This window comes from Nostoc sp. FACHB-110 (genome assembly GCF_014697425.1).
Taxonomy (GTDB): domain Bacteria; phylum Cyanobacteriota; class Cyanobacteriia; order Cyanobacteriales; family Nostocaceae; genus Nostoc_B.
Window position 1 is genome coordinate 165,258 of the sequence record NZ_JACJRU010000010.1, and the last position, 25,088, is coordinate 190,345.

At 39.6% G+C, this 25,088-nt stretch carries 22 protein-coding genes; 9 read left to right on the forward strand and 13 right to left on the reverse strand.

The window, feature by feature from the left end; all coding sequences use genetic code 11:
- The first annotated feature begins 672 nt into the window (after positions 1–672).
- Positions 673–1,227, forward strand: a complete 555-nt coding sequence (locus H6G69_RS12635; protein ID WP_190686840.1) for a hypothetical protein — start codon at positions 673–675, stop codon at positions 1,225–1,227.
- Between the two features lie 9 nt (positions 1,228–1,236).
- On the opposite strand, the gene H6G69_RS12640 is transcribed toward H6G69_RS12635, so the two are convergent.
- The 3 genes from H6G69_RS12640 to H6G69_RS12650 all read right to left on the reverse strand — a co-directional run bounded on the left by H6G69_RS12640 (position 1,237) and on the right by H6G69_RS12650 (position 4,550).
- Complete coding sequence (locus H6G69_RS12640) at positions 1,237–2,385, reverse strand: histidinol-phosphate transaminase (RefSeq protein WP_190686843.1); 1,149 nt, start codon at positions 2,383–2,385, stop codon at positions 1,237–1,239.
- Positions 2,386–2,524: 139 nt separating this feature from the next.
- Positions 2,525–3,166: a YqiA/YcfP family alpha/beta fold hydrolase gene (locus H6G69_RS12645; RefSeq protein ID WP_190686959.1), complete on the reverse strand. Its 642-nt coding sequence runs from the start codon at positions 3,164–3,166 to the stop codon at positions 2,525–2,527.
- A 199-nt stretch (positions 3,167–3,365) separates the two neighbouring features.
- Positions 3,366–4,550 (reverse strand): FecR family protein, encoded by a 1,185-nt coding sequence (locus H6G69_RS12650; protein WP_190686846.1) that lies wholly within the window; start codon positions 4,548–4,550, stop codon positions 3,366–3,368.
- 294 nt (positions 4,551–4,844) lie between these two features.
- Between H6G69_RS12650 and H6G69_RS12655 the strand changes: the two genes are divergently transcribed.
- Entirely contained in the window at positions 4,845–6,095 is a 1,251-nt protein-coding gene (locus H6G69_RS12655) for a hypothetical protein (RefSeq protein ID WP_242072049.1), read from the forward strand.
- Between the two features lie 449 nt (positions 6,096–6,544).
- Here the strand turns inward: H6G69_RS12655 and H6G69_RS12660 are convergent, their stop codons facing one another.
- Positions 6,545–7,366 carry a sulfurtransferase gene (locus H6G69_RS12660; RefSeq protein WP_190686852.1) on the reverse strand — a complete coding sequence of 274 codons (822 nt, stop codon included), beginning with the start codon at positions 7,364–7,366 and terminating at the stop codon, positions 6,545–6,547.
- Between the two features lie 55 nt (positions 7,367–7,421).
- Between H6G69_RS12660 and H6G69_RS12665 the strand changes: the two genes are divergently transcribed.
- The 3 genes from H6G69_RS12665 (at position 7,422) to glmU (ending at position 11,673) form a co-directional block, all read left to right on the forward strand.
- The gene (locus H6G69_RS12665) at positions 7,422–8,324 is read left to right on the forward strand and encodes a tRNA (5-methylaminomethyl-2-thiouridine)(34)-methyltransferase MnmD (protein WP_190686855.1); all 903 of its coding nucleotides are present in this window, start codon (positions 7,422–7,424) and stop codon (positions 8,322–8,324) included.
- 802 nt (positions 8,325–9,126) lie between these two features.
- A complete protein-coding gene (locus tag H6G69_RS12670; RefSeq protein ID WP_242072050.1) occupies positions 9,127–10,203 on the forward strand; it encodes a two-component system response regulator in 1,077 nt (358 codons plus the stop codon).
- A gap of 123 nt (positions 10,204–10,326) precedes the next feature.
- On the forward strand, positions 10,327–11,673 hold the full coding sequence (gene glmU / locus H6G69_RS12675; RefSeq protein WP_190686860.1) for a bifunctional UDP-N-acetylglucosamine diphosphorylase/glucosamine-1-phosphate N-acetyltransferase GlmU: 1,347 nt from the start codon (positions 10,327–10,329) through the stop codon (positions 11,671–11,673).
- 65 nt (positions 11,674–11,738) lie between these two features.
- Here glmU and H6G69_RS12680 read toward each other — a convergent pair whose 3' ends face one another.
- The 6 genes from H6G69_RS12680 to H6G69_RS12705 form a co-directional block, all read right to left on the reverse strand.
- Positions 11,739–12,698 carry an isoaspartyl peptidase/L-asparaginase gene (locus H6G69_RS12680; protein WP_190686863.1) on the reverse strand — a complete coding sequence of 320 codons (960 nt, stop codon included), beginning with the start codon at positions 12,696–12,698 and terminating at the stop codon, positions 11,739–11,741.
- A gap of 64 nt (positions 12,699–12,762) precedes the next feature.
- Entirely contained in the window at positions 12,763–12,921 is a 159-nt protein-coding gene (locus tag H6G69_RS12685) for a DUF2256 domain-containing protein (protein ID WP_190686866.1), read from the reverse strand.
- Positions 12,922–12,985: 64 nt separating this feature from the next.
- Positions 12,986–15,106 carry a PAS domain S-box protein gene (locus tag H6G69_RS12690; protein ID WP_190686868.1) on the reverse strand — a complete coding sequence of 707 codons (2,121 nt, stop codon included), beginning with the start codon at positions 15,104–15,106 and terminating at the stop codon, positions 12,986–12,988.
- A 45-nt stretch (positions 15,107–15,151) separates the two neighbouring features.
- Positions 15,152–15,607 carry a hypothetical protein gene (locus tag H6G69_RS12695; protein ID WP_190686869.1) on the reverse strand — a complete coding sequence of 152 codons (456 nt, stop codon included), beginning with the start codon at positions 15,605–15,607 and terminating at the stop codon, positions 15,152–15,154.
- 212 nt (positions 15,608–15,819) lie between these two features.
- Positions 15,820–16,401, reverse strand: coding sequence for an NADPH-dependent FMN reductase (locus tag H6G69_RS12700; protein ID WP_190686872.1), 582 nt, complete (start codon positions 16,399–16,401; stop codon positions 15,820–15,822).
- Positions 16,402–16,447: 46 nt separating this feature from the next.
- The gene (locus tag H6G69_RS12705) at positions 16,448–16,747 is read right to left on the reverse strand and encodes a putative quinol monooxygenase (protein ID WP_190686874.1); all 300 of its coding nucleotides are present in this window, start codon (positions 16,745–16,747) and stop codon (positions 16,448–16,450) included.
- A gap of 344 nt (positions 16,748–17,091) precedes the next feature.
- Here H6G69_RS12705 and H6G69_RS12710 point away from each other — a divergent pair, with 344 nt between their 5' ends.
- On the forward strand, positions 17,092–18,054 hold the full coding sequence (locus tag H6G69_RS12710; protein ID WP_190686878.1) for a TauD/TfdA family dioxygenase: 963 nt from the start codon (positions 17,092–17,094) through the stop codon (positions 18,052–18,054).
- A 164-nt stretch (positions 18,055–18,218) separates the two neighbouring features.
- On the forward strand, positions 18,219–19,280 hold the full coding sequence (locus tag H6G69_RS12715) for an aliphatic sulfonate ABC transporter substrate-binding protein (RefSeq protein ID WP_190686880.1): 1,062 nt from the start codon (positions 18,219–18,221) through the stop codon (positions 19,278–19,280).
- A 181-nt stretch (positions 19,281–19,461) separates the two neighbouring features.
- Here the strand turns inward: H6G69_RS12715 and H6G69_RS12720 are convergent, their stop codons facing one another.
- From H6G69_RS12720 to H6G69_RS12730, 3 genes are all read right to left on the reverse strand, one after another.
- Positions 19,462–20,766, reverse strand: a complete 1,305-nt coding sequence (locus H6G69_RS12720) for an MFS transporter (RefSeq protein WP_190686882.1) — start codon at positions 20,764–20,766, stop codon at positions 19,462–19,464.
- Positions 20,767–20,829: 63 nt separating this feature from the next.
- Positions 20,830–21,120 (reverse strand): hypothetical protein, encoded by a 291-nt coding sequence (locus tag H6G69_RS12725; RefSeq protein WP_190686885.1) that lies wholly within the window; start codon positions 21,118–21,120, stop codon positions 20,830–20,832.
- Positions 21,121–21,590: 470 nt separating this feature from the next.
- Positions 21,591–21,731: a hypothetical protein gene (locus tag H6G69_RS12730; protein ID WP_190686890.1), complete on the reverse strand. Its 141-nt coding sequence runs from the start codon at positions 21,729–21,731 to the stop codon at positions 21,591–21,593.
- Between the two features lie 19 nt (positions 21,732–21,750).
- Here H6G69_RS12730 and pflB point away from each other — a divergent pair, with 19 nt between their 5' ends.
- Positions 21,751–23,979, forward strand: a complete 2,229-nt coding sequence (pflB, locus tag H6G69_RS12735; RefSeq protein WP_190686893.1) for a formate C-acetyltransferase — start codon at positions 21,751–21,753, stop codon at positions 23,977–23,979.
- 299 nt (positions 23,980–24,278) lie between these two features.
- Positions 24,279–25,082, forward strand: a complete 804-nt coding sequence (gene pflA, locus H6G69_RS12740; RefSeq protein ID WP_190686898.1) for a pyruvate formate-lyase-activating protein — start codon at positions 24,279–24,281, stop codon at positions 25,080–25,082.
- Positions 25,083–25,088 lie beyond the last annotated feature (6 nt).

Sequence of the window (25,088 nt, forward strand, 5' to 3'; positions counted from 1 at the left end):
CAAATCAGATTGAAAGATAGTTCTTGACTTACAATATTAAACAGGTTGAATATAATTTTTGGATGCTCAACTCAGCTAGATTTTCAATTTCTATCAACTGATTGTGTGGTAAACATCAAAATATCTAACTATCTAACACAGTAGCAACTATAGGCATAAGCATTGTGGAGGAGATGTTGCCAGGTAGATAGGAAGCTTCGAGTTTAGCTCATCTGTGAGATATATTTTTCCATATACAGACATTTTAAGCAGAAAAGTAGCCCAAGATATCAATATATTCAAATATATTTTGTTTTTAAAGAAAGATAATTCACATTTACTTTATTTAAAATTTAAAATGCAAAAATTTTCAAATATAAAATATAGCTTAGGATCAAGTCATCAGTGAAATTACGTTGAATGACAAAAAATGACCTCATAATAACTTTGTATTCATTTTATTCATCTTTATAAAAACTTTAATTTTTTCTTTCAGAGTTTACAGACAAAAGTAACTAAATCTCATAAAATATGATCACATAATTTCTAATTAGTATCTGAACAATTCTTTTGCACAAATCAATTAACAAACAATATTAATAATAAAAAGTTCCCATAATCTGATTTAATTCAACCCAAAGTTACCGCTGGAAGTGCAGACAAATACTAAATTATTCAAAATTTGTAGAAAACATGGATAGCGAAAAGCGACTGCGCTATCAAACTGCTATGGTATCAACTTATTACTCAGACACTAGTTTTCTTGACCATTTTGCAATGCTAGATGGAACTGAGCAATCGTGCGGCTCGGATATCCTGAAACTTCTGCACAGTGGTAAGGTTTTTGTTGTCAATAGTCGAAAGCGAAATGGATTAATTCTTTTTAAGCAGTACCATGCAGAATTTGCTGGGCCTGGGGCTGCTGTTGGTGGAGATTACGATAGTGATTGTCAAATAGCTTTACCAATTGGTAATTTATCTTTATTAACTCCTGAATCCTATGAAGAGCGCCAAAAAGCTTATTTAATTAGGCGACAATGGATTCGGTTAATTAAGCAAATTACTGAAAACGCAATTGCACAGCAACGTGTACAAAAAATTTTAGATCAGTTTGAGCAGTATTTTCCGCAAGAGGTGGTAGCTAATCTGCCTGACACAGCTTTTGCTTTGTTAGTAGGCGTACTACCACAAACTGTAAGTATAGTACGCCGTTTGGGTGGCGAAGCAGATAGTAGATTTAATTACTAGGTTTAATAGTTAAGATTTCAGGCTGGCTATAGCAGCTTTTAGTCGCTCCAAGGTACGAAGATTTTCTGCTGGTGTGCCAACTGTAATTCGTAATCCTTCTTTGAGCAGTCGTACAAGTGTGCCAGAACTTGTCAGTTTTTGGTGTAAGATTTTTAAAATAGTATCTGGAGAATCAAAGGTATTTGGTTGAAGGCGTAAATAAAGAAAATTAGCCGCACTTTGGGTAATTTGTAGTGCTGGATGTTGAGATAAAGCGGTGATGAGTTGATCTCGTTCGTTAAGTGTAAGTTCAATTGTGCTGAGTAAAAGTTGACGATTTTGCAAAGCTATCTGAGCGGCTGCTAGGGAAAAGCTAGGCAGATTGTAGGGTAAGCGAACTTTTTCTAAAATTGCGATCGCTTCTGGATGAGCAACAGCATAACCTACGCGCAAAGCGGCTAAACGAAAAGCTTTAGAAAAGGTGCGTAAGATAATCCAATTGGGGCGTTGTGCCAATTCAGCAACTAAGGTATCTTGGCTAAATTCAAAGTAAGCTTCATCAATTACTACTAAAATCTGTTCTGATAAACTTCTTAGCCATGTCAACTCAGCAGCAGTTAGTTTATTTGCTGTTGGCGAGTTGGGATGAACAACAAAAACTACCCTGATTGGGGGGTTTTGAGTATTTGCTATGGCTGATTGTGCAGCTTGTAAGTCAATGGCAAAATTTGTTTTGTCTCTACCTACAGTTACAACTGGAATGCCCAAGGTTTGAGCTAAAATCCCGTACATAGAAAAAGTGGGATTAGCGACTAAGATTGAACCTTCTCCTCCCAGACAGGTGGCGATTAATAAAGAGCGAATTAGTTCATCAGAACCATTACCAACCGAAATATTAGCAGCAGTAAACAATGGTTGAGATAAATTAGCTGAATCGTTGACGTATTCAGCAATGGTTTCTTTAAGTTGCTGGTGTCCGCCATCAGGATAGCGATTGCTTTCAATAACTTGCTGATATGTCCAGGCTAGCTTTTCTTTTAATTCAGGTGGTAAGTCATAGGGACTTTCATTTGTATCCAGCCGATCAAATTGGGTAGCGACTGGTTCAGATGTATTACTGCTGGGGTGGGGTTTGTATGCAGTAAATTGGGCTAAATCTGACCGGATAAAAGGAAGCATAATTGTTAGCAATAGTTAATAGTCAAAATGAAGATTAAGCCAGGAAAATATCACAGAATTTGGAGAAAGACTGTTCTTTATTCCTTTGATTTTGCTGACTATATTATTTAATTATGGGAGAGTTTCATATTTTACCGCGTTACGGTAACTGACAAAAGAGGCAAATTTCTTGCCAAATTTCGGTGGTGACATTTGCTAAAGCATGATCGCTTTCAAGCGTGATTAATTTTACCAAAGGACGCGTTTTCGCAAAATCTCGGCTAGCAGTAATTGGGATAACATCATCTTCTATGCCGTGTAAAATCAGCGTTGGAATCGGACGTTGCAACAAATTTTCTTGGTATTTCTGTGCATCTATGACAAAATCGTAGCTTAGTGGTAGCGATCGCGCTTCTCCATAATGGTATACCGTGAGATATTTTTCGTTTTGCCAACGCTTAACTGTGTCATCTCCTAATTTTGGCAACCAATGAGATAAAAAACCAAAAGCTGGTGCTAATAAAATTAAACGTTGCACCTGTGGGTATTGCTGTCCTAAATGTGCAGCTACTAAACCACCTAAACTTGAGCCAATTAAGGTGACTGGTGCAGAATGATTGATAAATTCTGCGGCGACTTGATTGATTTGCCGCGTAATTGTTAACTGGGTAAAGTTACCTGCATTCAGGTCAGGAATTTTTAGCTGTGTTTGAATTTTAGCAAAGCGATCGCCTATAGCTTGGGCTTTGGCAGATTTAGTCCCGGAAGCAAAACCGTGAAGATATATGTATTGCAAAGTGATTCAACGCCAATTTGGAATAGTTATGTAACCAGCCGCTAGTAGAAAGCAAAAAAATGAGCTTGATATACTTCTTGGTTGTTTGGAACTATAAGCAAACTCATAGCAGAATTCAGGAGTTAGCAGTCAGAAGTCAGAATTATCACTGATTAATTCTGACTTCTGTGTTCTGTGTTCTGAATCCTTACTTAATTCTTAGAATCTATGGGGCTGGATATTCTGGTGGTGGCTTGGGCGTATCATCAGGCGGTTTAGGTGTATCATCAGGTGGCTTGGGTGTATCATCGGGTAGTTTAGGTGTATCATCAGGTGGCTTGGGTGTATTGTCAGGTGGTTTGGGCGTATTATCAGGTGGCTTGGGCGTATTATCAGGTGGCTTGGGTGTATCATCCGGTGGTTTGGGCGTATTATCTGGCGGTTTGGGCGTATTGTCAGGTGGTTTGGGCGTATTATCTGGCGGTTTAATAACTGGTGATATAGGAGTTGATGGTTGTGAAGGGATATTACTGCTACTTCCACTATTTGTAGGAGTAGATTGTTGAACATTATTTAAAAGGAATTGTCCTGTTTCTACCAAAGATTCTACAGGAGGATTATCTGAGGCAATGCTTTGCTGGGATGAACTTGGAGAACTAGCGGATAACTCTAAAAAAGATGGATTTTTAATTACGCCTTGACCAACTATGGGTAACTGAAATGCTAAAGCTGCGTCAATTTCGGCTTGAACGCTAGCGATCGCTGGATCGGGATTAGGTGTAATATTTTTCTTAGTTAAATTTAATCCTTTAACTAATTCGCTAGTTTCATAAAAACTTCTCAAATCAAAATCATATAAGCCTTGAAATTTACCTTTGACAATGACTATCAGTTGTCCTGCTGCTAAAACTTGATTTTGAGATGCTTCTTGATTAAATACTTCTATACCACTATTTGTCAGTGCGCCCACAACTGTTGTATCTGTTTGCTGGTCATAGCGGACAAATAAGGCCGATCCTCTGATTGCCGCCGCAGCACTTGGTGTTTGTATACGCGTTTGCCCTTTTCCTGGTGGAATCAGCAGCAACAATGTGCCGTTGGACAACATGAAATTTCGAGTTTTAGGCAGGAATTTAAATAATGCCCTTTCCCCAACCCGTGCCAAAGAACCATCGTTGAAACGCAAATCTGCTAAAGATAATCTACCAGTAGCTAATCCATCACCAGGAATCATCGGATCTAATTTGCGTGCTGGACGTTTTTTATTGTTTTTTGGTAGCAGTTGTACTAAATTTTGTAGATTTTGAATCTCAGCGCGAGTTAAGGGAGTAGCAGCACTTACCTGATTTGAAGATATGGCTATCACTCCCCATAAACTAACAAACACACAGGACAAATGTTTTAAGTACATAGCATGAAGGCTGGGATAGTAACTTATTGAATATTCAGATCAAGAACCATAGATGCTGAAATATTATACTTTTTAGTTGGTTAATTTTAACACTTGAATTTAAGTAATTTTTATTAGATATTTTAATAAATTTATTTTTTTTATAAGCATTAATAAATTTTATAAGATAATATTAAAACTACCTAATTTATTTCAAAAAAATATACCATCTTCGTTGTGAATCATAAAAATGAAGATGATATTTTTGTATACCAAGCATAAATGTTGATGCAATCCAAAGGCTGGAAAAATTGTTTGTCTGCAATTTTTTTAATTTTGAGTGGAGTAAATAAATGTTTGATCGGAGGAGATGCGGCTTGGGGTATTCAATTAAATCGCGCTGATGGACAAGATGTGGCAATTGTAAACAAGTTGTCACAAACAAAAACACTAACTGCTCAAGCTAATCCACCTTCCACAACTACTCCTACTAATGAACCATTACCTCAAAATCCCAATGATACTGAACCACCCAATGAATTACCACAGGTAGAAGTAGAACCAAGAGATTTTCCGCAATCTTCGCCGATGATCATCGAAGAATTGATCAATAAAACTGCAACTGATAGATTGCAAAGGCTAGAAAGACTCAGACAATTATTACAACAGCCAAAACCAAATTCTGATAATCAACTTCCAGAATTAGAGTTACAAGTGCGGCCTATAACTGTGCCACAAACACAGTCAAAACCTGAGATAAATGGTTCTCCCGAACTAGAATTGCGGGTACGGCCAAGAGCTTTACCACAAAGAGAAATTTCACCTATTAGACAGCCTCAACCTATAGGTTCGTTACAAGCGAGTATAGGCTATTTTCATACAAGTAATATTTTTTCATCTGAATTTTTTCCTAGAGAAGATGGCTTAATGTTTTATGGGTTAAGACTAGCTTCGGAATATTTTCCCTTGACATCTAAAACATATATCAATGGTTCTATTGATGGCAATTTGATTCGTTATATAGACCAATCAAAATATAACTATAACAAAGTTAGTTTTAATGTTGGTATTTATCAACAATTATCACCAAGAATGTATGGAGAACTGTCTTGGAGTAACCAACAATATTTTTATGCTAGGAATAGCGTTCGCTTTGCCGCAGGCGATCGCTTTTTACATGAAAACTCATTGCGGCTGTCATTAGGACGAAGAGACCCGCTTAATGCTAAGTTATCCTTGGATAGCTTTTACGAATTTAGTGCTAACTTTTCGGAACCAAGTAGCCGTAGTCGTCTAGTCAATTCCTTCTGGGTTTCGTTAAATTATGCTTTCCAAGAACCTCTGCAAGTTGGCATCAATTATCAATTGAATTTGTCAGATTTTACCGAAAGAAAAAGAGACGATCAATATCATCGAGTGTTTGGGCAAATTATTTACCGTACTTCTGAGGCTAGTAATTTAAATTTACAGAGTGGAATCAGTTTTGGTGACTCTACTGACAGAAATATTGATTTTGATGGTTGGTTTTTGACTGTTTATTACAATTTAAAATTAGGAGAATTTTAGCATTCTGCAATTGGTTATTCGTCCTTAGTTGTCCCGCTTGGGAACAGGGGGAAAATTAAGGACGAATATGAGGTAATTTGCCACGAGATTACCAGCACGAATTCAACGCTTCCTACTCCAAATCTCCTACTTAAAAGTCGGGGGGTATCAAACTGTTCCCTGTTCGCTTTTAAGGAAGCTCAGTTTTAAGTCAGCAACAGGGTGTAGGGGATAGGGTGTAGCTGAGTCAGGACTTACGCACAAGCTACGGAAAATCGAACCACAGAGGCGCAGAGTTCACGGAGAAATGAGAGTTTGAGAGATATTTTGCGTAAGTCCTATGAGTGTGAAGACGGCGAGGATGGCCAAGATGCTGCAATCGTCTTGACTCATGCGGGGCTTGTAACAAAGGTGGTTGTTCGATGCGCTATTTTCCCCTACACCCCATACCCCGCCCTAACCGGGCTTGGTCAAAGATAACTAATCCAATCACTCCAGCTACCAACATAAAGTTTACCTGTATGAATGTCAGCTAATTCTAAAGAAAGTAAATTCACACAAGCCGTTACGCCAGAACCACAATAAACCAAGATTTCTTCGGCTGTGGCGATATTTTCCCATCTTTGACGCTGTGCTTGTGGAGAAAGCAAATTCCCGGATGAATCTGTGACTTCTGACCAAGGATAGTTAACTGCGCCGGGAATATGACCAGCTATTTTATCAATTGATTCGCGCTCACCTCGATAGCGATCGCTTTCTCGAGAATCTACTAACGCTACTTGTGGTAAATCTTTACGACTTTTTACCGCTTCAATATCTACTACAAGTTCGCTGTTAATTTGAGGAATAAAATTACCAACTTGGGGTTGTGGTAGAACATCTGTAACCGGATAGCCGGCTTGTTGCCATGTGCTAAAGCTACCATTCATCACTACAACTCGCTTATGTCCTAAATAACGCAGTAACCACCACAAACGAGATGCAAAGGCCAAGCGGGAATCATCATAGGCGACAACCAAAGTTGCGGGAGAATTGACTCCAATTGCTGATAATTTCTGAGCTAGATGGTTAATGTCAGGCAAAGGATGTCTGCCACCATGTTTACCTACAGGGCTGGAAAGGTCTTGATTTAAATCTAGATAATATGACCCTGGGATATGACTAGTGTGATATTGTTTTTGTCCTAGTTGTGGATCGGCTAGAGAAAAGCGACAATCTACAATCACTACTTGCGGATCGTTCAGATGCTCAAACAGCCATGTTGGTGTCACAAAAACTTGAGTCTCTGTCATACAAACTTAAATTTGCAATTACATTTATTCGCTAATAAATTAGTAGAAAAATTCCATGCCAGAACTTGAAGATTTTATACCACAATTAACAGCCGATGGTTCTTTGACTTTTTTCTCACAAGAATTTGGCGAGTCATTTCACAGTCATTTTGGTGCTAAACAGGAAAGTTATTTTAAATTTGTCGAACCAACACAATTGGCTCAAGCTGCGGAAAAACCGATTGTTAGGCTATTAGATGTTTGCTATGGTCTAGGATACAACACCGCAGCAGCTTTACAGACAATTTGGGCAATAAATCCTCGTTGTTATGTAGAAGTCATTGGTTTAGAACTAAACCCAGCTGTACCGCAGGCAGCGATCGCTCATCATTTATTTGATAATTGGAATTACAAGTACACGGAAATTCTCAAGCTGCTAGCTTTTGAACAGCAACTAAAAACACAATCGCTCAATGCCAAGCTGATGATTGGGGATGCAAGAAAGTCAATTGAAGTGCTTATCAAATCAGGCTTTCAGGCTGATGCTATTTTTTTAGACCCCTTTTCACCACCGCAGTGTCCGCAATTATGGACTGTTGAGTTTCTCAAACAAGTGTCAGTGTGTTTACATAGAGATGGCTTGTTAGCAACTTATTCTTGTGCTGCTGCTGTCCGTACAGCACTGATATTATCTGGGTTAATTATCGGTTCTACTTCACCTGTTGGCAGGCGATCGCCTGGCACGGTTGCCGCTTACCCCAAAGATAGTGATGCTTCATCTTGGCTACCCCCACTGTCTCTAGAAGAACAAGAACATCTACTAACTCGTGCTGCTATTCCTTACCGCGATCCACAATTGAAAGATCCGGCTGATGTCATCATCATGCGACGGCAGCAAGAACAACAAACAAGTTTGTTGGAACCTACTTCTCAGTGGCGAAAACGTTGGTTATTGCAAAAGCAACCGGGGGAAAAATAGCGATCGCTTTATTTTCATCCTTCGGAATTCAAAAATAAAAGTGCTTTTTTTGACTTTAAAATTTACGTAATTATATTAACCTTATTTATTCTTAAAATAACCGTATTTTCTCTGAAAATTCGCGGTTTTATTTATTTTCTTAAAGTTTTAGTATTAATATATACTTTTGATGTACATATTTACTGAGTAAACTTTTGAACTTGTTAGATTCATCTCCCAATTAGTATGTTAAATAAAATTAATTTAAGTGTATTTTTGATGAATCTAATTTACAAAAATTACTTGCAAAAAACTGAGTCTTCTTAGAACTTCAATCAAAACTTTAAAATAAAATTAGCTCAATTGAGTTTTAATTATGCCAAGCTAATATTAGCTCTGATTAAGAAGATGGCAAAATCTCCGTAATAAACCTGATTTAACATTTGTGCAAATTTATCATACTAGAATCAGTATTTAGCCACTTTAAGAGCAAATTTTTTTCACCAAAATTCTATTCTCGTAAAGAAAAATATAACCTAACATTATGAAAACAAGTAGTTAAATTTAAGGCATAAACCTTGGAAGTATGCAAAGTAAAATATGCTCACAGAGATAAAATTGTTTTGTTAGATATACACTGTTAACTTATTAAAAGAAATGGGGTGCCTTTGTGATTCACTGGAGTTCTAAGCTGTCAAACTCTGATGAACAAAGTTTTTGTGGGTTAAATCCCGTCAAAAAGAGCAATAACATAGATCCAAATCACAGCCGGGAAGTACCAAATTTGGGTAATTATCAATTAAGGTTTCCTCAGGAAGAAGTAATGCTTGAACAGGAAGCAACCGGCTCTGGATTTATGAATCCTGAAAGAAATTCGGGGTTGAGTTCGTCATTGTCAAGAAATTTAGCAAACAAAAGCCAGAAAGGGAATGGCTTTGATGCCGAACCACCAAAAATTTTAGTGGTAGATGACCACACGGCTAGTAGAATGACGGCAGCAGCTTTGTTATCAATGGAAGGTTATGAAGTCATTGAAGCAGATAGCGGTGCTACGGCGGTCAGACTAGTAAAACAAAAGCAACCAGACTTGATTTTACTAGATGTAATGATGCCAGGAATGGATGGATTTGAAGTTTGTCAATTACTCAAACAGGATGAGCATACTAGATTAATTCCCGTAATTTTTATTACAGCATTAAATGACAGGCGATCGCGTATTCGAGGTATCGAAGTAGGAGCGGATGATTTTCTGACCAAACCCTTTGACCGTGTAGAACTAGCAGCCCGTGTCAAATCTCTAGTTAGGCAAAAGCGGTTGAACGAAGATTTAGACCACGCCGAACAAGTACTATTTTCTATTGCCAGAGCCATTGAAAGCCGAGATCCCAATACAGGCGACCACTGCGAACGTCTAGTCATTTTAGGACAAGCTTTTGGTGAATACCTGAACCTTTCTCGCTCCCAACTGCGCGATTTAATGTGGGGTGGTTATCTTCACGATATCGGTAAAGTTGGTATTCCCGATAAAGTCTTACTCAAAGAAGGACAACTGACAGTAGAAGATTGGCAAATCATGCAGCAGCACGTTTTGATTGGGGAAAAAATTTGTGAACCACTACGCAGTATGCGCGGTGTCATACCGATTATTCGCCATCATCACGAGCGTTGGAATGGTACTGGCTATCCTGATGGACTCAAAGCAAATGAAATTCCTTATTTGGCGCAAGTTTTCCAAATAATTGATATTTATGATGCTCTTACCAGTGAACGCCCTTATAAAAGAGCCTATAGCTTAGATGAAGCGTTATCTGTAATGGAGCAAGAAACCGAAGAAGGATGGCGTAATCCTGAATTAGTCAAGCAATTTGCTGAGTTTATCCGTAATTATCAGGAGAAATAGTCCTTCAAAGTATGAAGCATGAAAGATAAAATTCTGCCTGCAATCTAAGACTGTGAAATTGACAGGGATTGGATAGAGAAATCTTATACTTTATACTTTATACTTCATACTTTAGATTGTTTTATGGTAGTTGTAGCAATTCTCGCAGCGGGACGCGGCACAAGGATGAAATCGAGCTTACCTAAAGTTTTACATACTTTAGGTGGGCGATCGCTAGTCGCAAGAGTTCTCCAAAGTGTAGAACCGCTGTCACCTTTACGGCGAATGGTAATTGTCGGGTATCAGTCCGCACAAGTGCAAGCGGCTATGCACTCAGACTTGGGCTTGGAATTTGTGGAACAGCCTGTTCAATTGGGAACCGGTCATGCCATCCAGCAATTACTACCCTATCTTGAAGGCTACACCGGAGATTTACTGATACTTAATGGTGACTTACCCTTAATACGTAGCGAAACCCTCAAACGACTGCTACAAACTCACCAAGAATATCAAAACTCCGCCACCATCATCACAGCCCATTTACCAGATCCTAAAGGCTATGGGCGCGTTTTTTGTAACTGCGAAAATATAGTCCAGCAAATTGTTGAAGATAAAGACTGTACTACAGCCCAACGCCAAAATCGGCGCATTAATGCTGGGGTGTATTGCTTCCGTTGGCCTGATTTAGCCAAAGTTTTACCTCATTTACAAGCCAACAATGCCCAAAAAGAATATTACCTGACTGATGCTGTAACTCAAGTTGGACAAGTGATGGCCGTGGATGTAGCCGATTATCAAGAAATTGTCGGCATTAACGATCGCCTCCAACTAGCCACAGCCTACGAAATTTTGCAACGCCGCATCAAAGAACAATGGATGATGGCAGGTGTGACGCTCATCGACCCCAACAGCATTACTATTGATGACACTGTAGAATTACAAGGCGATATCATTATCGAACCCCAAACTCACCTGCGGGGAAACACCACTATTGGCGCAGGTAGCCGTATCGGGCCGGGAACTTTAATTGAAAATAGCGAGTTGGGCGAAAACGTCACCGTTCTATATTCTGTAGTGACTGATAGTAATGTAGAGAATGGAACTCGGATTGGCCCCTACGCCCATTTGCGCGGTCATGCCCAAATAGGTAAAAATTGCCGCATCGGGAATTTTGTGGAGTTAAAAAATACCCAGTTGGGAGAAAAAACCAATGTGGCGCATCTATCTTATTTAGGTGATGCTGTTACTGGTACACAAGTTAATATTGGTGCAGGCACAATTACCGCTAACTATGACGGTGTGAAGAAACACCAAACTAAAATCGGCGATCGCAGCAAAACTGGTTCTAATAGCGTGTTAGTAGCACCTGTGACTTTAGGTGATGATGTCTATGTCGCTGCGGGTTCCACCGTTACCGAAGATGTCCCCGATGATAGTTTAGTGATAGCCCGGAGCCGTCAGGTAGTTAAACAAGGATGGCGGAAAAAATGATGCAGGAAGTATGAAGTGTGAAGTATGAAGTCTGAAATTGCTTTTCACACTTCATACTTCAGCCTTCAGATTTCAACGCAGCCGATTTGCGTACCTACAGCCATTTCTAAAGTGTCGCCAATTTTTTCGCCGTCGTGGTAGGCGGCGAGTAAGACTTGACTTGTTTTACCCCAAGCGATCGCACCATTGGCATCTAAGGCGATCGCACCTAAGTCGCGTTTGTGTTCGTGGGCTTCAGCAAATGATCGCTGCATCGCTTCTTTGAGTGTCATCCCGTCAGTGACACGCACCACAATTCTGGGTGCTAAACACTCATCAATAATATCTTCGCCGATTCCAGTACAGCTAACAGCCGCATGACCAGTGGCATAATTACCTGCTGGCATGGCCGAATCGCTAACTCGACCAATACGTTCAAAGCCTTTACCGCCTGTGGATGTACCAGCTGCCAGCCCACCATGAGTATCTAATGCTACCACCCCAATTGTACCGCGTCCGGCATTGCTAGTTTCTATTAACTCTGGCTCGGCCACTACCCCAGCCATAGTTCTTTGAAAATTATCTTGACGTTCTTGAATCCACTCTTGCAAGCGCAATTCTGTTAAAGCATTGTAGCTAGGAACTTGTAACTCTCGTGCTAATTCTGCCGAACCATAATCAGACAAGACCCTATCGGGCGAAGTTTGTAAAAAATTGGCTAAGTCAATGGGATTTTTTACCCGGGAAACATTAATCACGCCACTAAAACGCCCCAACATCCCATCCATCAAAGCAGCACTCATGCGGATTTGACCGTCAGATTGCAGCACCGAACCAGTGCCAGCATTAAAGCGGGGGTCATCTTCCAATAATTGGCAACCCCGTACCACTGCGGTAGGAGCGTTTACTCCTGATAATAACAGTTCATAAACTTCTTCTATAACAGCTTGGAGCGATTTACGTACCGCTTCTAAGCCTCCTTTGCCGTGGAGAGAACTACCGGCTCCTCCATGAATAATTAATTTAGGCTGCACCTGTATCTTCATCTATAAATTTATTGCGCTATTTGCGTCTGAGTTACAGTTGATTTTACACTTCATACTTCACACTTCATTCTGCTTTGGCATCAGAACGGCGACGACGACAACGTTCTGAGCAGTATTTCACTTCGTCCCAGCAATCTTGCCATTTTTTCCGCCAAGTAAAGGGACGTTGACATACCGGGCAGATTTTTGTAGGTAAGTCAGATTTAGAACGATAACGCCCCATATTAATACAGTGAAGATTTGAGATTGATTTTCCAGACAGATGGAAAATAATTATAACCAGTTTCCTAATGCTGAATCGGAATTTTAATCACAAATTCTGTTCCCCCTTCTGGTTGGGAGCGGCATTCTATTTTGCCGCGATGTTTTTCGGTAATAATTTGATAACTGATAGACAGCCCCATACCTGTACCTTTACCCACAGGCTTGGTAGTAAAAAAGGGATTAAAAATTTGTTTTTGAATTTCTGCGGGCATTCCCATACCGTTATCAGCGATCGCAATTTTTACCCAATTGGTATCAGTGATCGCTGTTTTGATGGTAATAGTAGGGGGAGGGAATTCTCTTTCTCTTGCGGATTCTAAGGCATCGATAGCATTTGCCAGAATATTCATCAACACCTGATTTAGTTGTCCAGCATAGCATTCTACTAACGGTAAAGTACCGTATTCTTTAATTACCTGAATTTCGGGAGTTTCGGGTTTTTGTTTGAGACGATATTGCAAAATCATTAAGGTACTGTCTATCCCTTCGTGGATATCTACAGCTTTAAATTCCGCTTCATCCATCCGCGAGAAAGTACGTAGTGATAGTACAATCTGACGGATGCGTTGCGTTCCTACTTTCATAGAACTCAAGATTTTAGGTAAATCTTGCTGAATGTAATCTATGTCAATTTCTTCCCAGAGAGCTTGCAAATCTGGTTGATTGCTAGGCTGATATAATTTGATTAACCGTAATAAATCTTGAGTATGTTCCTCAAGATGGCTGAGATTTCCATAAATAAAATTTACTGGGTTATTAATTTCATGGGCAACCCCAGCCACCAGCTGACCTAAGCTCGACATTTTTTCGGCTTGGATCATCTGTGATTGCGTGTGTTGCAGTTCTTCTAAAGTGTGGGCTAAGTCTTGTGCTTGCTGCCTAAGTTGTGCTTCAATTTTTTGGCGATCGCGAATATCACGAGCCATTGTGGATAAAAATTCTATTTCCCCCTGCTCATTTTTATGAGCAATCATTACCTGAGACACAGGAAAAACTTCTCCACTCCGACTGCGTAATAACGATTCCCCAGACCAGACACCATGCTCAATTAAAGCAGGTAAGCTTTCTGTTTGAAATTTATCTCTCATTGATGGTTCCACAACCTCGCTAATATGAAATTTGTCAGTTTCTGAGGGTGGAATACCTAACATTTTTTGACCTGCTTGGTTGAGATAGCAATTATTTCCGTGAATATCAGCCATACCTACTAGGTCTGTGGTTGCTTCTAAAATTGCTAAAAGTCTTTGTTGTTCTTGTTGTGCTTGTTTACGTCCACTAATATCACGTACTACTGAAATTGCATGAATTTTGCCCTTGTAGTCAAGAAGTTTGCCCGTAACTTCAATATCAAAGCAACTACCATCTTTGCGAATGTCTACAGCTTGCGCGTGAAATTCATGACCAGATTTGATGGAATTAATAAATTGAGCAAATAAATCAAAATAATGAGGATGAATATAATCTTGCGGTTGTAATTGCACAAATTCGGCTAGAGAATAGCCGTGCATTTGGCACAATGCCGGATTAGCAGCCACAACTTTCCCAGTATCTAATTCTATAACACTGATACCATCACTAACCGTCTCAAAGATACTGCGATACTGGGCTTCTTTTTCTAACAAGGCTGCTTCAGCTATTTTGCGATCGCTAATATCTCTGGCCACCCACAAAACTTTATTTTCACTCATGACGGTAACATTACTCTCAAACCAAATTTCTTGCTCACCAATTGGCAAACTGTATTCGATTTTGGCAGTTTTCTGAGTTTTTAATACCTGTTGAATGCATTCGAGAAATTGGTCAGCCAGGGCAGTTGGTAAAACTTCATGGATGGTTTTACCTAATATTTCTGCAGGGGGTTTATATAATGAAGGCGCACAACTAGGAGCAATTTTGAGGTATCGTCCTTCGCCATCTACCACAAGAATTACGTCTTGTATGGCATTAAACAATGCCAGTAATTCTGCTGGCGAGGATTGAATACTAAAGTTATGTTCTAAAAGTTGTTTAGCTTGTTGAAGTTCTTGTTCCAATTGGGAAATTTTTGTTTTAAATTCACTGCTAGATTTTGCTAGCTGATGCTTTAAAATTGCGTTTTCTTGAGTTAGCAATGCAACTTGCTCTGCGAGCGGTTGACTATACATAAATTTACCTCTTGTTTACTAGCATATGGGAAATAAGATGATAAATTATGTACTTTTTACTGTAGAAAAATCTTGGAAAATTTGCCGATGAATTGCTAATTTGGCGTTGCATAAATGCGGGATAAAATCATAAAATTCAACTTTTAAAACTCTTGCTCTTTGCGCCTTTGCGCCTTTGCGTGAGACAAAAATTATACCCGTAATCAGCACAGCCGCTAATTTTAATTGAGTTTTTTTACTTAGGGCAAAAAGTAATTCTGATAATGCAGATATCCTGTACATTGGCAATTGAGTAACTGATTCATTGAGATTTTTGCCAATAATGTACTGCTGGCATAACAATAAAATTTTATTTAAGCTGGGATAAAGACTTCTCAGCAATTTTATGGCTACTGTTAAGGAATCAGTCTCTCGATATTCTCTATAAATCAGGTTTCTGGAACAATTGCAGAGTTCTTTGCGAATGCAATATCCAGCAAGATTGACAAGAGTGCCAACCATACCGCTAAATCCTCAAAATGTCTGGATTTAGTATTCCCAGATATATGCATTTGTCTACAAACTAGACCAAGAATTTATACCTAAAATTTAGATAAAAATTACAGCACCTAATGAAACAATGGTGCTGTAATCTTTGCCTTTGGGATGGAAGAAACTATATTTACCTTTTTTGCCAAGTTAGATTGTTAATAACTGTACATATCCTGAATAGATTAAAAGGGAGTTCCTTTTTCTTGTCTTTGCCGTTGCAATGCTTCTTCATACCACTCTAATTCATTCAAAAATTGATCGGCTCTGTTTGTTAAAGCTGCTTCTTTTGCAGTACCAGTTTCATTCAAAGAATCCCCTATTTTAGAAATAGCCAACATGCTGGAAATAGTTACCATTCCCATCTCTGATAAAAAAGAGCGTAACTGTATAGCAGCCCTGACACCGCCAAAGCCACCTACTGAGTAAGAAACAATACCTGCTGGACGGAAAAAGTATTCTTCTAAATAGTGATCCATCAAATTGCTTAACCCAGGCTGAATAGAATGGTTATACTCCCCTGCTACAACTACAAAACCATCGGCTGTGCGGATATGTTCTGCTAGTGCTTGCATTTTTGCTGGAGCCTGCAGAGGTTCATATTCTTTATACATTCGGTCTAAAATGCCAAAATCATACTCCTTAGCATCTACCAAAATTACCTCATGGTTTCTTTGCTGGAGTCGCTCAATCATAAATCTAGCAGCTTTGATGCCTTGGCGATCGCTCCTGTAGGAACCATAAAATACTAATGTTTTCAAGCTCATAATGATTTTAGGGATGGTAATAAAAATTTATGGAGCAAGCGACCCACTAAGCCACAAGATAATAGCGACGAATGTCTGGCGGTGCAGCAGTCAATCCTGCTAACGCAGCTGCGGCCGCTTGCAAATGAGGCGAGGCTAAATGGGTATTCAGTGCTTCGTCTGATTCCCACTCTTCTATAAAAGTAAAATCTGTGGGTTGGGATTGATTTTGAAAGAGTTCGTACTTAATTGCACCTCTTTCTTGTCTGGTTGGTTCAATTAATCCCAACAATACAGCTTTCAATTCTTCTAGCTTATCTGGTAAAGCTTCAACATGAGCTACAACATGAACACGTTGATTAGTCATTAGATAATCTCTATCAACACTTAATGATTAGCTATTAGCCCATAAATAATAGTTAAGAGTCAATAGCAACTTTCATTCATCTCTTTTTTGGCAACAGTAGAAAATACACTAGAATTTTGTACGACCAAAATCATTGCGAATGCTTGTTTTTTTCGCTTTTATTCGCCAAACAGACAAAAAATTGCTAAATACTTGCCACATACTACGGTAAATCTATCGAAATACTGTATTATGTATTCAGTCATGCTCCCGACATGAGAATTTTGTGATGAGACATAAGCAAAATTCCATAGAAAGCAGGCGAGTGTGAACATCCTTCAACATTCAAACTCTGGAGAATTTTCATGGGCTACAAACATATAGAAGTCAAACAAGTAGCTGGTTTCATCGGTGCAGAAATCAACGGCGTAGACCTCAAACGTCCTTTGTCTGATGAGCAAGTTCAAGAGATTCGCAAAGCCTTATTGAAATGGAAAGTATTATTCTTTCGGGGTCAAAATATTGATCATGCGGCTCAAGTCGAGTTTACATCTCGTTTTGGCGAAGTCACCTTTGCTCATCCTTTAGGAGAAGTTGAACCAGTACCAGGATTTCCCCAACTTAAACCCGTAGACCGGAAGTTGTATGAAAGACAGTATGGTTTTCGCAGTGGAGGCCCTTGGCACACAGATGTAACAGCAGCAATTAACCCACCAGCCGCCTCTGTTTTACGTGCGGTTAATGTTCCTAGTTTTGGTGGCGATACCCAATGGAGTAATCTTGTCGCCGCCTATGAAGGACTATCAGCACCTATACGTGCTTTAGCCGATACCTTAAAAGCGGAACATCGCTTCAATGGAGGTGGCTATCAACCTGAAAATGGCAAATTTGCCGAGCGAATTGCTGTTAACCCACTGGTTTCCATTCATCCAGTCGTCAGAGTTCATCCGGAAACTGGTGAACGTGCGTTGTTTGTCAACCCTGGCTTCACTTCACATATTGTTGGTGTATCACCACAAGAAAGTAAGTTGTTGTTAGAGCTATTCTTCAACCAAATCACCAAGCCAGCTTACACCACACGCTTCCGTTGGAATAACGGTGATATCGCCTTTTGGGACAATCGCGCCACTGTGCATTTAGCTCCCCAAGATTTGGATCATTTGGATGTTGAACGTCTACTTTATCGGACAACTATTACTGGTGATGTTCCTGTAGGAGTTGATGGTTTCCGTTCAGAAGTCGTTCATGGTGAAGCCTTCAGTGCAGAAGTCCCCAACGTTCTCCAACAAAAAGCCGAGTCTAAAGAAGTAGAAGCAGTACTTTCTTAAAGGTGCTGATAGTATCAGCACTCACGTACAAAGGTTATCTATTAAGAATGGTTGTAAGGGTTTCGCTGTGAGTTTCGACAAGCTCACAGTGAAGCTCTGAAATCCCTATTATTTATAACCTTTCACCTATTACATCTATAAGACTCAAAGTTGAGTCAAAAGTTATGAAAAAAGTCCAAATTGGTAATTATGGAATATCCAGACGAGACTTACTTTATGCGGTTTATGGGTTAGTTTCGTTTACGACTTTAGTCAGTTGTGGCCAAAACAATGCTAGTACCAGTAGTAGTAATGTCAGCACAACTAATGTTAAAAGTACAAGTAATAAAGTTGTGCGGATTGGCTATCAAGTTTCAGGAGATTTGACTCATGAAAAAGGTGCGATCGAAAAACGTCTAAATCCACAGGGAATTAATGTTACTTGGTCGCAGTTTGTCTCTGGGCCACCACTATTAGAAGCATTAAATGTAGGTAGTATTGACTTGGGGCCAACAGGCGAAACACCGCCAATTTTTGCTCAGGCTGCTGGCACAAGTTTGATTTATTTAGTTAACACTCCACCAGGAACAGGAGAAGGTTCGGCAATTGTTGTATTAAAAGATTCTCCTATTCAAACATTGGCAGATATTAAAGGTAAAAAAGTTGCTTATTCCAGAGGTACGGCTCAGACCTATTTTGTGGTGAAAGCATTAGAAAAAGCTGGGCTAAAACTTAGTGATGTTGAATCTGTAAACTTGCCAATTGCAGATGGACGTGCAGCATTTCTGAATAAGACAGTAGATGCTTTTGTAGAAGGCGATCCGAATTTGATTAAGCTTCAAAAAGAAGGTAGTATTCGGATTTTACAAAATGCCCAAGGAATTAATACACCAGGAAGTTATTACTTAGCATCTAGAAATTTTGCCACTAATAATGCTGATTTACTCAAAGCGATTTTAGAAGAATATTATCAAGTGGGTCAGTGGGCGAATAAAAATAGACGTGCAGCAGCCGAAATCCTGGCCCCCAAGGTCAAGACGGATGTAGATACTATGGAATTAGCACTGACCAGAAGAAAATTTGATATGCGACCAATTACCGAAGAAGTAATCAATGCTCAACAAAAGATTGCTGACCTTTTATATCAACTAAAAGTTGTACCGAAACAAGTCAATATTAAAGAAGCCACATTAACTGCTCAAGAATATGCAGCGATTACACCTGATGCAGTGAAAAATAGAGCTTAATTTTAAATATTCTAAAATTTTGCTCTGTTTCTTGATCAAGATGCAATTTATCAGTAAAAAGAAAAATCAAGGGATTAAAAAAGGGTGTAGGGGTTCAGGTGTTAAAAACCCTCACACCCATTCTTTACAGACAACATTTGTGCGGAAGTCTTGTCAATACATCTGTAAATAAGCCACAAAACTAATTCAACTTTTCCCAAGAAAAGCTTTTTGTTTCGCCAGCTATCCAACGTCTGACTCCTGGTAATTGTGCATAAAACCACAACGCACCGAAGATAAATAAACTACCACAAATAATCAGAGCATTAGTCGCCCCAAAATTCTGGGCTAATGTTCCAGCTAAGAGATTGCCAAAGGGCATTGTACCTACCATTGCTAAGGCATAAAAACTCATTACCCTTCCACGTTTATCTTCAGGGACTAGGGTTTGGATAATCATGTTACTGCTGGTAATACTGAGAATAGAAAAACAACCAACAAACACCAGAATAATGATAGATAAACTAACGTGACGTGAAAGTGAAAAGGATATCAAACTCATGCCAATCAATACTTGAGATGTAATAATCACACGATCTAATCCGATGATGCCTCGTCTGATGCTCAAAAACAAGCAAGCAAAGAAAGAGCCAATGGGGGCTGAAGTGCTGAGGTGAGCCATTGTAGTTGCATCTCCATTGAGAATCTTGGCGGCAAATATAGGCATAAGTGCGACATGAGACATCCCAACTAAACCATGTAAGGCCAGCATCAATAAAATGGCTCTGATGGGCTGAAACTGAGAGACATATTCAAAGCCTTCCCGTAATTTTCCAAAAGTATCGCGGAAACTAGTGAGGCTCTGTATTGGTCTGGCTTTTAGTTCCATTGCTAACAGAGTAAAAATAGCAGGTATGTAGCTGAGGGTATCGTAGAGAAAACAGTATTTCACTCCGAGGGTTGCAATCAAAATCCCGCCCATTGCTGGGCCTAATACGAGGGAAGAACTTAACATGACTGAATTGAGCGCGATCGCATTACTCCAATCAGCTTTATCATCTACGGTTTCTGTCACAATAGTATGACGTACCGGCATATCTAACCCCTTGAGCAAACCGTTAAGTACACTCAAGACCAAGAGGATGGGAAAGGTAATCAAATTCGTAAAGGTCAGAATTGTTAAGGCTAAAGAGACGCTAATTCCTGATATCTGCACTATCATTAATAAGTCACGACGACTCCAGCGATCAGATAATACCCCCGAAAAAGGAATCAGTAATAACGTCGGTAAAAATTGGACAAAACCAGCCACACCCAACAACCAAGCTGATTTAGTCAAATCATAGACGAGCCAAGGAATAGTTAACTGCTGGGTCATAAATGTCCCAGACATAGATAGTAACTGTCCCCCAAAAAACAACCGAAAATTCCGCCAACGGAAGGCAGGTAAATAATGGTAAATCACCTGACTGATGCGATCGCCTAGTTGTCTATGCCAAACTTTCATAGGGGAAGCTTTAATATGTTCTACTAACTATTAGATTAGCTAACAGTCATTATATGATAATCGCTAATTTCTTTGAGTCAACAGGCGATCGGATGATTTAGCTCTGGCAATATTCGTCCACGAATTTAATTGTTTTGTAAGAATACATTCTTCATCTCCAATTCGCGGCGGACGCTCCTGCGTCGCTACCGCTTGCGCTAACGCAATTATTACCCCATACCTGTTCGCGCAGCGTCTCCCTTTGGGAGAGAGCGTTAGCGGTTTTGTCTGTGTAGCCGAGCCACTGCGTTGGGCGGGCAATGCCCGACTTGAAGCATCTGGCGTGCGAATTCCATTCGCTGGGGCTAGGTGCAAGATGTGAAAATACTAATTTAAATACCAAGTCAAATAGGCATTTAACATAATTAGTTCCACTTCATTTTTCTTGCACCTGGAAATATGAATATCAAAACTAGAACTACGTGCAAGGTGAGCAAGGCGTTTAATATCAAGTCAAAGAAGATAAGTGGGTCGGCTGAATAAATATTATTATGATCAGGCAGGGCGCACGGAGAGAAATCGTGTCTGGAACTATACAAACAACGCCTGCCTAGCCTATCGGCAACGGCAAAGCCGAACGCAGGCTAACTATATGCTTCTTCATATCGATTTGGTATGAGGCTGATTTACTTTTATTGACATATATGACTCATATTTGATTTGGAAAAAAAACTTACTACAGTTCTCCCAGCCCTGTTCCCTACTTTCACAAGTAAGTTGAGAAATCAAACCGGATTCTTATAGACCATTCAAGTTTGAATGGTCTGTGCAAACATCCACAAAATTTAATAGTCTGCCAAAACTCTTGTTAATATGACATCTTGCTGTACTGAGGTAAATTGGCCACTCATAACTTGAGTTAACATCAAAATTGAATGTGCTACGCTATCCCAAAACAAGATACCGCAGTCAACAATCAGCTTCATCAACTGGGGGGAATCTCAGATGTTGGCACAATGGCAAGGCTTTAGAACTGGCAAATGGATAGAAGAAATCAACGTCCGTGATTTCATCCAAAATAATTACACCCTTTACAGTGGCGATGAATCTTTTTTAACAGGTGCAACTCCAAGGACTCAAGCACTTTGGGATCGCGTCAAAGATTTAATGGCCGTTGAACGCGAAAGAGGTATTCTCGACACAGATACCGAAGTTGTCTCAAAAATTACCTCTCATCAACCGGGTTATATTCAAAGCGAACTCGAACAAATAGTCGGATTGCAGACGGAAAAACCGCTAAAACGAGCAATTATGCCGTTAGGTGGGATTCGCGTAGTCAAAGATTCATTAACAGCTTACGGTTACGAACTTAACCCCAAAACCGCAGAGATATTTACCAAATACCGCAAAACCCATAACGATGGGGTATTTGATGCCTATACCCGTGAGATGCGCTTATGCAGACACTACGGTATTATTACAGGTTTACCAGATGCTTACGGACGTGGCAGAATTATCGGTGACTATCGGCGCGTGGCTTTGTATGGTGTTGATGCTTTAATCACAGACAAAAAAGCCCAACTGACATCGTTAGAATTAGATGTTATCGATGAAAATACCATTCGTCTGCGCGAAGAAATATCTGAACAAATCAAAGCACTCACAGAATTGAAGACAATGGCTGCTAGCTACGGGTTTGATATTAGCCAACCCGCAGCCACCGCCAAAGAAGCTGTGCAGTGGTTATATTTTGGCTATCTCGCAGCTGTTAAAGAACAAAACGGTGCGGCGATGTCGCTAGGACGAGTTTCGACGTTCTTAGACATCTATTTTGAACGAGACTTACAACAAGGCAAAGTTACTGAGTCCCAACTGCAAGAACTCATCGACCATTTTGTGATGAAATTGCGAATGGTAAGATTTTTGCGAACTCCTGATTACAATCAACTCTTCTCTGGTGATCCCACTTGGGTAACGGAATGTGTTGGTGGTGTGGGGGAAGATGGTAGACCTTTGGTAACGAAAAACAGTTTCCGAATGCTGCATACTTTGTATAATTTAGGGCCTGCACCAGAACCAAATTTAACGGTATTGTGGTCGGAAAGCTTACCAGATAACTTTAAACGTTACTGCGCTAAAGTTTCAGTTGATACTAGTTCTATTCAATATGAAAATGATGATTTGATGCGTGCGTATTGGGGAGATGATTATGCGATCGCCTGTTGCGTCTCCGCGATGCGAATAGGTAAGCAAATGCAGTTCTTTGGTGCGCGAGTCAATCTAGCGAAGTGCTTGCTGTATGCCATTAACGGTGGTAAAGATGAAAAATCTGGCGAACAAGTAGCACCTGCGATCGCACCGATTACATCTGAATATCTGGATTATCAACAGGTATGGGATCAGTTAGAAATCATGATGGCTTGGTTGGCGAAGGCGTATATCAATACTCTCAACGTTATCCACTACATGCATGATAAATATTGCTACGAACGCATTGAAATGGCACTGCACGACCGCGATATTTTACGCACAATGGCCTGCGGGATTGCGGGATTATCGGTAGTCACAGATGCGTTATCGGCAATTAAATATGCCAAAGTTAAAGTTTTGCGGAATGAAGCCGGATTAGCCGTTGATTATGAAATTACTGGCGATTTCCCCAAATATGGCAACAACGACAATCAAGTTGATGAAATCGCCGTCGATTTAGTCACCAAATTCATGAACGAACTGCGTCAACATCCAACTTATCGCCAAGCCACACCGACTCAATCAGTGTTAACCATTACTTCTAACGTTGTTTACGGGAAGAAAACAGGTAACACCCCCGACGGAAGAAAAGCCGGAGAACCCTTTGCGCCTGGTGCAAACCCCATGCATGGACGGGATACAAAAGGTGCGATCGCTTCTTTAGAATCAGTGGCGAAAATTCCTTACAAATCTGCACAAGACGGTATTTCTAACACCTTTTCCGTTGTCCCATCAGCATTAGGTAAGTTAGAAGTTGACCAAATCAAAAACCTCGTCGGAATGCTGGATGGTTACTTCCATGATGGCGGACATCATATCAACGTTAACGTTTTGCAGCGAGAAATGTTGCTAGATGCAATGGAACACCCAGAGTTATATCCACAGCTAACCATTAGGGTGTCAGGTTATGCGGTGAACTTTATCAAATTGACGCGAGAACAACAACTTGATGTGATTCAAAGAACATTTCACGAACGATTTTAAAGTTGATTCGTAAATCACTTATGAGTAAATATATCCCCAACTTCTTGAATAAGTCGGGGATTTTATTGTTTATTTAAGCTTTTTAAAATAGAAAAATCAGGATTCTTTCAAGGACAATCAAATCCATTATTGAGCTATTTTGATAGATATCTAACGGGGATCATTTTCTAGTAGATTTCATTTCTAAAATTGATGCTTTCACGCAGTCTATCCCCACAACTTCCTCACATTTATTGCATATAACTCTTGGTGAGAGACAAAAGACAAATTTATAGTTGATGTCTCATTAGGTAATATTAATGCTCAATCAAAAATTCCCAACTTTGCCAATCGAACATCAAACGCTAGAAAATAGCCACATAGCCCCAGAAATTATTAATTCTGGCTACATACATTCAGTAGAAAGTTGTGGAACACTTGACGGCCCTGGTATTCGATTTGTAATTTTTACCTCTGGTTGTCCGTTACGTTGTCTTTATTGTAGTAATGTTGATTGTCGCTACTTAGAAAATGGTAAAAAAGTCAGCATTGATGAATTGGTGACAGAAATTCAGAAGTATACATCTTATATGAAATCTTCTCATGGTGGTGTCACAATCACTGGCGGAGAACCATTAATGCAACCTAGTTTTGTCCGCGAAATATTTAAACGTTGTCGAGAATTAGGAATTCATACAGCACTAGATACTTCAGGATTTTGTAACTTAGAATCGGCTAAATCTGTGCTAGAGTTTGTAGATTTAGTTTTACTAGATATTAAATCTTATGATGCTGCAACTTATACTAAAGTTACAGGTTGTAGTGTTGAACCGACACTGGCTTTAGCTAAATATCTCAACGAAATCGATAAGCCTACCTGGATTCGCTATGTTTTAGTTCCAGGCTTAACTGATTACCCACAAAATTTGATGGGGTTAGCTGATTTTATTGCCCCATTAAATAATGTTGAAAGATTAGAAGTTTTACCATTTCATAAACTGGGCGAATATAAATGGCAACAATTAGGATTGGAATATTTATTAGAAGATACTCCTGAACCAACTTCAGAACAAATACAAACAGCATTAGATATATTTCGCAGTCGAGCAATTTTTGCGATTTAAGCAATA